The following is a 9,703-nucleotide window of genomic DNA, read 5'->3' as shown; positions in this document are numbered from 1 at the left end:
TGAGTGATAAAACCACCTTTATTTTTTCCAACTACTTTTACGTCGATTTCGCCAGAATTTTCAGGATCGTAAGCTTCGATGAAAGCTTTAACTTTCTCTTTTCTAAGTGCTTTTTTGTGCGACACTATAGGTCTTCCATTTCTTGATCCAGTTATTACAACTTTGATCGTATCGCCAACTTTATGCGTCAGGCTGCCATTTACATCAGTGATCTCAGAAACATTTAAAATGCCTTCTGATTTCTTGCCAACGTCGATTAAAACCTCATCGCCATTGATACTGACGATCTTTGCGTCACTATCTTCTTCAGTCTTTTTAAAAGACTCCTCTAACATCGCGGCAAAATCGTCGTCTTCGATACCGTCGTTTGCCTTACTAAGCTGAACTTTTTTGTTCACCGCAGCCATCTTGTTCCTTTTGTATATATTTTGCTTTTAACACAATTAGACTCAATTTTACTTAATATTAACTTATTTGTAGATTAACTTGCGAAATTTCAGGGACAAATTTGAAATTTTGTTTAAAAAGGTAATGAGTATTTATTAAATTTGAAAGCTCTCCAGCTTATCGATCACTTTTTGTATAATCCAATCGGGCGTAGAGGCCCCGGCGCTCACTCCGCAGAGATTTTTCCCCTCAAACCACGCGCGATCTAGTTCTAGTTCATTTTCCACGAGATAGCTATCCTCGCAGGCGGTTTTTGAGATGAGATAAAGCTGCTTTGTATTTGAGCTGTTTTTGCCGCCGACTACAACCATCACGTCGGCTCTAACGGCTAAGTTTTTAACAGCTTCTTGGTTTTCAAAAGTAGCGTTGCAAATCGTGTTAAAAACGCGTACCTCTTTTACACGCAACATCAAATAGTTTACGATTTGCATAAATTTTTCTACTTTACGCGTCGTTTGACTAATGACGGCTACTTTTTGCGCTAGTTTTACGTTCTCTAGCTCGCTCTCTTCTAGTACTACGAAAACCTTGCCGACGGCATATGATTTCACGCCCTTTATCTCAGGATGTTTTTCATCGCCGAAAATCACGATATCGTAGCCCTCTTTGCTCATTTTTTCGCAAATTTGCTGCGGTTTGGTCACAAATGGGCATGTAGCATCAATCACCTTTATATCGCTTTTTTTTAGCTCTGCTAGATCGCCTTTTGTGATACCGTGCGTGCGGATGATCGCTTTTTTTTCGCCGTCAATTTCGTTTATGCCTTCAAGCGTTTTAACATTAAAATTTTTATTTAGGCGGTTTATCTCGTCGTTGTTATGGATGATGGGTCCGATAGTTACGGCGTCCTTAGCGTTCTCGGCAATTTTTATAGCGCGCTTGACGCCAAAACAAAATCCGTAACTGCTAGCAAGCTCAATCTTCAACACTAGCTCCAAGTTGTCTTAAAATCCCGCTAAAATTTGGAAACGAAGTCGCGATAAATTCGCTCTTTTCTATAACCATTCCGCATTTTAGCCCAAGCACCGCAAAGCTCATCGCGATACGGTGATCACCGTTGCTATCTATAATAGCGCAGTTTGCCTCGCCGCCTTTTACGCTAAAGCCGTCTTCAAATTCTTCTACCTCAAGCCCGCATTTTCGTAGCCCTTGCACCATGATCGCGATACGGTCGCTCTCTTTGACGCGAAGCTCTTTTGCGTTTCTTACGCTACTTGTGCCCTGCGCATTTGCAAATGCGATCGCAAGCGCCGGTACTTCGTCGATCAGCCACGAGATATTTTCGCTCACATCCACGGCCTTTAGTGGCGCGTGTTTTATCTCGATCTCGCCGATGCTTTCGTATGTACCGGAAGTCTCTTTAAACGTTACTTGCGTGCCCATTTTGGCTAAAATTTTAAAGGCCTCCACGCGCGTTTTATTTAGCAGCATATTTTTTAGCACGATGTGAGAATTTGGGATTATTGCTGCTGCTACGGCAAAGAAAAATGCCGAACTAGGATCATTTGGAACACAAATTTCAAGCGGTTTTAGCGGCGCACTCATCGGCTCAACCTTGACGCCGTGCGGTAAAATTTGCAGACTCGCGCCCATGCCTGAAAGCATGCGCTCGGTATGATCTCGGCTGAGCTCAGGCTCGCTAAGCTCGCAGCCGTTGGACTTTAGCCCCGCTAAAATCAGCGCCGATTTTACCTGCGCGGAGGCGATTTTACTATCAAATTTAAAATACTCCAGCTTCTTGCCGCGGATAGCCAAAGGCGCATGATCCCCGCCATTTGCGCCGTCTATCTTAGCTCCGACGCTGATTAACGGTTTAGCCACGCGTGCCATCGGACGACGATTTAAAAACTCGTCACCGCTTAGCACGAAAAAACCCTCGCTAGCGGCCAAAAAGCCCATAAAAAGCCTCATCGCCGTGCCCGAGTTTCCGCACTCTAAAACTACGCTAGGTTCTTTTAAATTTTCACTCGGAGTTATGATTAGCTCGCCCTCTTTTTCCTCGATACGCGCGCCTAAATTTTTTACGATTTCTAGCGTATTTATGGTATCTTCGGCCTTTAGATAGTTTTTCACGCGGCTTGGCTTATCGCTTAAAAGCGAAAATATCGCACATCTATGCGAGATAGATTTATCCGCCGCGATATTTTCCAGGCTCGCGCTTATCGGCGTTCTTAATGCGTAAACTTTCATCTTAGTCCGATATTTAAATTTTGCTTTAAAGCGTCCAAAATTTTATCCATTATCGCCGCTACTTCCTCGTCCTCGAGCGTTTTTTGTATATCTTGGAAGTTAAATTTGACGCTCAGGCTTACGTCGTCCCCTAGCTTTTCGTCCGAGTATACATCAACCGGCGCAAATTCTTTTAGGCACTCGATTTTTAGCGCATTTATGCACTCTTTTATCGCTTCAAATTTCATGGTTTTAGGCACGATTAGGCTTAGGTCTCTGCTGATAGCAGGGAATTTTGAGTAGGCTTTGACGACTGCACTGTCAAATTTAAGCTTCTCAAACTCTATCTCGCAAAGATATGTTCGCGGCAGGTCGCGCGCCGTCTCTACTCGCACGTCCACGCGGCCGATATAACCCACGCAAACGCCATTTTGATAGATTTTAGCTTGTTCAAATTCGCTTAGATATTTTACGTCGTCGCACGCTTTTAGCTCAAATTCGCCGATCGCGTTTCTAACCGCGGTAGCAAAGCCTAAAAAGTCGATATCGGCAGGCTTTGCGCCGTTTAGTAGGCTAGGCTCTTTTGCAAGTCCGCTAGCTACGAAGCCAAATCTCTCGCTTTGTTCTCCGTCCTCGCTAAATACGCTACCGAATTCAAAAATTTTGACCGATTTTCGCTGATTTTTTACGTTTCGCTCGGCTGACTTTAGCAAGTGATTTGCAAGCGTCGGCCTTAACGTGTTAAGCTCGCTATTTATCGGATTGGCTATCTCGGCCTTGCAAGGCGAAAAACCGAGCGCCGCTAGCTCGCTCGCGTCGTCAAATACATAATGCACGCTCTCGAAAAATCCGGCCGCAGCCGCTTTTTTACGCAAATTTAGCGCGTTTTTGTAGCCTACAAAGGTATCGTTTACGCGGTTTGCTTCGCTAAAATTTAACGGCTTTGAAGCAATGTTGTCGATACCGACCATTCGCACGATCTCCTCGCACACGTCTTGAGAATTTACGATATCGTGGCGAAATAGCGGAACCTTCGCGTTCGCGCCCTCTTTTTCGGCGTTAAAAGTTAGGCTAAATCCAAGCTTTTTAAGTATCCTTACGACGTCGTTTTGAGAGACTTCTTGACCGATCATTTTTTGCATTTCGCTCATCGTAAAGCTCACGACTTTCGGCTCTCGCGTCATTACGCTTTGCTGAGAGCCCGCATAAAGCGCGACCGATTTTAGCGCGGCTAGCTGTTTAAATAAAAAATCGGCTCCAAAACCTACGTTTGGCTCGCTACCTCTTAGCGAGCGGTAAGTCTGCGCTTGGCGCGGCATTTGCTTGTCCTCATAGACCGTGGTTGCGATCACTTGCGGATCGGTGTAGCTAGCCTCCACTATGATTAGTTTGCTGTTTTCGTCAAGCCTCGCCGCATCCGTCTGATATACGCCGCCCACGCCCAAAAGCTCGTTGCCGGCTAAAATTTCAGTCGCTAAATTTGCGCCTTTTTGTAGGTCAAAAACCGCGCGCTCATCGTCTTTTTTGAGCTTGGCGTAATCATACGCGCTAAAAAGCACGCCGGTTGAGTGCGTAGCGTAGTCTAGCAGGCGTTCTATGCGGTTTTGTTTATCGCACTCGATCAGCGCCAAACGGATCTTCATCAGCAAATTTTCGTCAAAATATTCTTTTATCTCAAAAGCGCGGTACTGAAAACTGCTTTGTAAATTTTCCTCGGCATGGATAGCCAAAATGCGCCCGATCCCGAGCAAATTTTCGCCCTCTTCGTATCTGGCGGCATCTTTTAGCGGCAGATCAAGCGCAGCCGACAGATCCCTCGCTACCCCATAAACGCTTAGGCAGTCGCCGCGATTTGGCGTCAGCTCGATCTCGATGATGTCGTCGTTTAGTAGCGGATATTCGCAAATTTCTTTGCCCAGTTTTAGCTCGCCGATGCTCTCGTCTAGCGGCATTATGCCGTCGTTTGTTTTTACGAGGCCTAGCTCGACGGATGAGCAAATCATACCGTTTGACTCGACGCCGCGTAGTTTTGCTCTCTTTATCTCTAGTCCGCTTGGCATAACGGCGCCTGATAGCGCCACAGGCACGAACTGCCCGGCCTCGACGTTTTTCGCGCCGCAGACGATTTGTAGCGTCTCTCCGCCCACATCCACTTGACAAACGCTTAGTTTCTCGGCATTTTCGTGTTTTATCTTGCTTTTTACGTAGCCTACGACGATGTTTTTAGGTACTCTGATCTCTTTAAAGCTATCAACCTCAAGTCCGATCGAATTTAGCGTCTTTAGTAGTGTTTCGCTCGTTACGCTCGAGATATCTAGCCATTCGCTTAGCCAATTTCTTGAAATTATCATTTAAACTGCTCCAATAATCTTAAATCTCCCTCGAAAAGCGAGCGCAAATCAGGAATTTGATGAAGCAGCATCGCAAATCTCTCGACTCCAAGTCCAAATGCGTATCCGCTCACGTTTTTGTAGCCCACAGCCTTAAAGACATTGGGATCGACCACGCCGCATCCCAGTACCTCGAGCCAGCCCGTTTGCTTGCACACGCGGCATCCCTCGCCGTGACAGAAAATACAGCTGATATCGACCTCCGCGCTAGGCTCCGTAAACGGGAAAAAGCTAGGGCGAAAGCGCACTTTAACGTCGCCGAATATGTATTTTAAGAAATTTTCAAGCATTGATTTTAAATTTGCAAAGCTCACCGCGCCGCCCTCCTCGACCACGAGGCCTTCTACCTGATGAAACATCGGCGTGTGCGTTAGATCCATATCGCGGCGAAACACAGTTCCCGGCGCTATCATGCGAATCGGCGGCTTTTTGCTCATCATCGTGCGCACCTGCACTGGGCTAGTGTGCGTGCGAAGTAGCCTAAAATCCTTAAAATAAAACGTATCTTGCATATCGCGCGCAGGGTGATATTTAGGCAAATTTAGCGCCTCGAAGTTATGAAAATCATCCTCTATGAGCGGTCCCGTCTCGAGCGAGAAATTTTGCATCATAAAGTACTCGATGATCTTATCCATCGTAGCCATCACTGGGTGCAATGCGCCCTCGCCGCTTGGCTCGTTAAATAGCGTGATGTCGATGGCCTCAGCCTTCATCTTGGCTTTTATCTCGCCGCTTTCAAGCTCGGTTTTTTTAGCCGCTAAAAGCGCTTCAAATTCGTCTCTTAGCTTATTTAAATTTGCCGCAAATTCCTTCTTGGCCGCTTCGTCCATATCCTTAAGCTTAGCAAACTCCGACGTGATCGCGCCCTTTTTACCCAGTAGCGCGACGCGAATCTTGTCTAAATCCGCCAAATTCCCGCATTTTGCGATACTTTCTCTATACTCTTGCAAGTTTTTACCTTTACTGAATTTTAGGATAGATTGTAGTCAAAATTTGATAAAATCTGCCTAAAAGGCGGGAAATTTTAACTTTTACTTGTTATAATTAAGCCAAATTTTAACCAGGAGAAAATCATGACGATATTCGAAAAAATCGTAGCAGGCGAAATACCTTGCAACAAAGTACTAGAAAACGACAAATTTTTAGCCTTTAACGACATAAACCCAAAGGCTCCGATTCATATTTTAATCATCCCAAAAAAACACTTTGAAAATTTCCAGGAGATGGACGGGGCGCTGATGGGCGAGATGACGAAATTTATCCAAGAGGTCGCGGTGCTAATGGGCGTAGATAAGAGCGGATACCGCCTAGTCACAAACTGCGGCGAAAACGGCGGCCAAGAGGTCATGCACCTGCACTTTCACCTGCTAGCCGGAGCAAAGCTTGGCTGGGTAGATACCGCAACCGATCCGCAAAGCACGTTTTAAATTTTAAAATTTACACTCGAAATTTGAGCGTAAATTTTGCTTAGCGAGCCGACCTTTAATTTAGGTCGGTTCATCTGTTTTAGTTTAAATTTAACCATTCCACCAATTATAAATCCATTCAAAAAAGCTATCCGTAAAGCCGTAATAATACAAAACGCCGATAATAGCGGAGTAAATTAGGCATCTGATTATTGCGGCATTGCGTTTTCTACGCCTTTCAAGTCTTTCTTGCTTTTCAAGCCAATCCCAAACGATTTTTATAGTTTTGCCTATAATCAAAAGTTGCCCAAATCCTATCACTCTTCACCCTTATTCAAATAAACCTGCCTCAAAAAAGCCACTTGGATAACCGCAGGTATCGTTACTCTGTATGCAGGACCGGCTATATCCGCTACAGTCCAAAGCCCCGTGATAATCCAGCCGATAGGTCCTGCAAATATTCCGATAGTCCTAGCAATACCTGCGTTCGCTGCCAAACTTAACCCCCTGCCTAAAACCGCTTTTGCGATGGCGTTTGCCACGATAAGAGCTATCCTATATGCCACAAATCCGCTTTGCTTAATGGCTATTTGCAGCGCACCCATAACAGCTTGTGATGTAAACTTGGTAGTTTTTAATCCAAGCTCGTTTGAGATATTTTTTAGGTCTTCCTCGCTCATTTTATCTAGACTGTCCGATAAAATTTTCATAAAGAGCCCTTGTTCTATAGTCTGCGTATTTTGCGATTTATTATAATTAACCTTTAACTTATCGCAAACGTCGCATAAAATTTCTTTATATAAAAGACCATGCCCTCTAAACATATTTGCAATCGTATTGCCGCCAAAAAGTTGCAACTCCTCACAAATCAACTCTATATACCTTTGATGGTCTGGATAAAATTTTTTAAAATCATCTTTAGCACTCAACTCTTCAGTCATTCTTCCATCCCCATCTTTACCTTTAAGAATATCAACAAGCTCATTTAAATCGCTACTTTTTAGCTCACGCAAGAACTCCAAATCCTCATCAAATTTGTACGCCATTTTTACCCCTCATTTAAAATTTGAAGAATGCTACCGAAACGAGCCTTAAGAGATATTAAATTTAAGGAATAAATACTTATAAAATCTAAATATAAAGTAATTATTCCTTAGTTGATAAATCAGCCTATTTTATTGAAAATTCCCGACAAAAAGGCTAAAAATGGGAAATAATCTATCAAAAAGAGATATTGCGGGAATTTTAAATATAGATACGAAAACGCTTTATAACTGGAAGAAAAACAAGCCCGAACTCTACCGTATCGTTATGCTGGGGTTTAAATTTGACGAGCTCTTAAAACAAGCCGAAAACAACCTTAACGAGCTTCAAAAAATCGCGGAAGAAAATCAAAATTTTAGATTGAAGTGAGGATTGAAGCCGTATTTGGCGCGATAAATTCGGCAAGGGCTCGGCATTAAAATTTAGTAAAAAATGCGGCGCCAAATTACGCCAAATCCCGTAAAATTTGATATCGTTAAAAAGATAAATCAATTTAACCACCCTGCAAAACGCACCTTAAATTTGAGCGGAAATTTAAATCTGACTCGGCAAACCTACTTTTAAATCCATTCGAATTTGCATCGATCCGCCTTAAAAAGTAGGCGCTAAAATACCCGACAAAAACCAATAATACTCGGCAGACATATTGAAAATATACAAATTTCGCATAATCTGCCGATTTTGATAAATTTAACCGCTTGCCGCAAAAGCGAGCGACCGAATTTTATTATTTCCTAGCCGCTCTAACCGCGTCCAAAAGCGTTTCAAAGCCGACTTTACTCGAGTTTTCTACGTCTTTTAGAATTTCCACTCCGGCGGCGTTATCCTTGCTACTATCTGCGAAAATTTTGATCGCTTTCTCTAGTCCGCTATGTACGTTTTCGTGATCGCGTGAGATATCCTGTACCGTTTTTGCGTCTTTTACGATATTTTTGACTTTTTCATTAAACCACTTACCAAATCTGCAACGCCCGGCCTCAGGTATGCTTTCAAATTCGCCGTGAAGCACAGCTCTGTAGCCGTTTAGTTTCATATTTATATGGTCGATTTTGCCGTTACTGACGTTAACTTCGTTAGTTAAATTTAATGTTTGATTTAAGATATTTTGCGTGTTTTCGTTCACGCTTGCGATCGTGCCCTGAAAATCGCTCAAAACGCGCATCACGTCGCCTGAAATTTGAGAAAAATTCTCACTCATTCCTATCATGGTATTTGAGCTTTGTTTTAGTCCATTGATATTTACTTCGACTTCGAGAGTAGCCTTTTGCGTGCGTTCGGCGAGCTTTCGCACCTCATCGGCCACGACGGCAAATCCGCGTCCATGTTCGCCCGCGCGCGCGGCTTCGATAGCTGCGTTTAGGGCTAGTAAATTCGTCTGATCCGAGATATCCTTAATCAAATTTATAATCTCCACGATCGACATCACGCTGTTATTTAGCGACGAGGCGTCGTTTTGCAGGTCGCCGCTCATTTGCTGAACGTTTTGCATAGAGCTAACGATAAAGCTCGTCTGCTCGCGCAGTTCGCCCGTCTTAGTAAAAGTTAGATTATTTAGCTCGTTTATATTTTTGAGTATTTCTAAATTTTCTTCCATCGTACCCTGCAAGAAATTTATACCGTCGGCATAACTATCCAGTAGCAGTTTGACCGCGTCGGCCTGCAGCTTAGGCGCGTCCTGCTCGTTAGCTGCGCTTGATTTTACGGCCTCTAGCTCGCTTTGAAGTCTTTCAACCTGCGCTTTTAGGCTTTCGTTTTCTTGCTCTAAAGCAGCATTTTTGCTTTCTAGCTCTTTTTTATATCCGCCTCCAAACATCTTTCCCTCCTTAATTTTTCTATAATTATATTAAAAATTTCATCTTTAAGCGATAAATTTTAAAATTTATTTATCTTTCAGCCACCCGTTTAAAATTTCAATCTGCGCTGCAACGCTCTCGTTCGCCGTGCCTCCTTGCGACCTGCGCGCCTCCTTAGAAGCGTTTAGATCAAGAAATTTAACCGCGCCTGCGTCCAAGCTTTCATCCACGCTAGCAAGCTGCTGCGCATTTAGCTCGCTCAAATCTAGCCCCAAATTTTCCGCATACGCCACGGCCTTGCCCGTGATGAAGTGAGCTTGTCTAAACGGCACGTTTTTCTCCCGCACGAGATAATCAGCCAGATCGGTCGCTGTGAGGTGCCCGCGCTTCGTCATTGCTAGCATATTTTGCTCGTTAAATTTAGCCGTTTTTAGCATCTGTTTTAAAATTTCAA

The 9,703-nt window shown here is 43.8% G+C and carries 10 protein-coding genes and 1 pseudogene; 2 read left to right on the top strand and 9 right to left on the bottom strand.

What is annotated here, in order from left to right; genetic code table 11:
• The 5 genes from Q0386_RS03885 to pheS form a co-directional block, all read right to left on the bottom strand.
• The coding region (locus Q0386_RS03885; protein ID WP_299027345.1) for a S1 RNA-binding domain-containing protein at positions 1-407 on the bottom strand (407 nt) is incomplete at its 3' end.
• A 135-nt stretch (positions 408-542) separates the two neighbouring features.
• Complete coding sequence (locus tag Q0386_RS03880) at positions 543-1,373, bottom strand: 4-hydroxy-3-methylbut-2-enyl diphosphate reductase (RefSeq protein ID WP_299027342.1); 831 nt, start codon at positions 1,371-1,373, stop codon at positions 543-545.
• Positions 1,363-2,637 (bottom strand): 3-phosphoshikimate 1-carboxyvinyltransferase, encoded by a 1,275-nt coding sequence (aroA, locus tag Q0386_RS03875; RefSeq protein WP_299027339.1) that lies wholly within the window; start codon positions 2,635-2,637, stop codon positions 1,363-1,365. The genes Q0386_RS03880 and aroA overlap by 11 nt, the downstream gene beginning before the upstream one ends.
• A complete protein-coding gene (gene pheT, locus Q0386_RS03870; RefSeq protein WP_299027334.1) occupies positions 2,634-4,967 on the bottom strand; it encodes a phenylalanine--tRNA ligase subunit beta in 2,334 nt (777 codons plus the stop codon). The genes aroA and pheT overlap by 4 nt, the downstream gene beginning before the upstream one ends.
• Positions 4,964-5,956, bottom strand: a complete 993-nt coding sequence (gene pheS / locus Q0386_RS03865; protein ID WP_299027331.1) for a phenylalanine--tRNA ligase subunit alpha — start codon at positions 5,954-5,956, stop codon at positions 4,964-4,966. The genes pheT and pheS overlap by 4 nt, the downstream gene beginning before the upstream one ends.
• Positions 5,957-6,079: 123 nt before the next feature.
• On the opposite strand from pheS, the gene Q0386_RS03860 reads away from it, so the two are divergent.
• Complete coding sequence (locus Q0386_RS03860) at positions 6,080-6,433, top strand: histidine triad nucleotide-binding protein (protein ID WP_009493554.1); 354 nt, start codon at positions 6,080-6,082, stop codon at positions 6,431-6,433.
• Positions 6,434-6,523: 90 nt separating this feature from the next.
• Here the strand turns inward: Q0386_RS03860 and Q0386_RS03855 are convergent, their stop codons facing one another.
• Complete coding sequence (locus Q0386_RS03855; RefSeq protein ID WP_299027328.1) at positions 6,524-6,733, bottom strand: hypothetical protein; 210 nt, start codon at positions 6,731-6,733, stop codon at positions 6,524-6,526.
• Positions 6,730-7,458, bottom strand: coding sequence for a DUF3944 domain-containing protein (locus Q0386_RS03850; RefSeq protein WP_299027325.1), 729 nt, complete (start codon positions 7,456-7,458; stop codon positions 6,730-6,732). Before Q0386_RS03850 ends, Q0386_RS03855 begins: the two co-directional genes overlap by 4 nt.
• A 160-nt stretch (positions 7,459-7,618) precedes the next feature.
• On the opposite strand from Q0386_RS03850, the gene Q0386_RS03845 reads away from it, so the two are divergent.
• Entirely contained in the window at positions 7,619-7,825 is a 207-nt protein-coding gene (locus tag Q0386_RS03845; RefSeq protein WP_297948043.1) for a transcriptional regulator, read from the top strand.
• A 358-nt stretch (positions 7,826-8,183) separates the two neighbouring features.
• On the opposite strand, the gene Q0386_RS03840 is transcribed toward Q0386_RS03845, so the two are convergent.
• Positions 8,184-9,269: a methyl-accepting chemotaxis protein gene (locus Q0386_RS03840; RefSeq protein WP_299027322.1), complete on the bottom strand. Its 1,086-nt coding sequence runs from the start codon at positions 9,267-9,269 to the stop codon at positions 8,184-8,186.
• Between the two features lie 66 nt (positions 9,270-9,335).
• Positions 9,336-9,703: pseudogene (locus tag Q0386_RS03835) on the bottom strand (argininosuccinate lyase); the annotation flags it as partial.

Source organism: uncultured Campylobacter sp. (assembly GCF_938045625.1).
GTDB lineage: Bacteria > Campylobacterota > Campylobacteria > Campylobacterales > Campylobacteraceae > Campylobacter_A.
This window is presented reverse-complemented; position numbering and strand designations above follow the sequence as displayed.

Bases quoted from the DNA above. Each gene is read 5' to 3' on its own strand.
- aroA (WP_299027339.1), bottom strand. From the start codon at position 2,637: ATGAAAGTTTACGCATTAAGAACGCCGATAAGCGCGAGCCTGGAAAAT.
- pheT (WP_299027334.1), bottom strand. From the start codon at position 4,967: ATGATAATTTCAAGAAATTGGCTAAGCGAATGGCTAGATATCTCGAGC.
- Q0386_RS03860 (WP_009493554.1), top strand. From the start codon at position 6,080: ATGACGATATTCGAAAAAATCGTAGCAGGCGAAATACCTTGCAACAAA.
- Q0386_RS03850 (WP_299027325.1), bottom strand. From the start codon at position 7,458: ATGGCGTACAAATTTGATGAGGATTTGGAGTTCTTGCGTGAGCTAAAA.
- Q0386_RS03845 (WP_297948043.1), top strand. From the start codon at position 7,619: ATGGGAAATAATCTATCAAAAAGAGATATTGCGGGAATTTTAAATATA.
- Q0386_RS03840 (WP_299027322.1), bottom strand. From the start codon at position 9,269: ATGTTTGGAGGCGGATATAAAAAAGAGCTAGAAAGCAAAAATGCTGCT.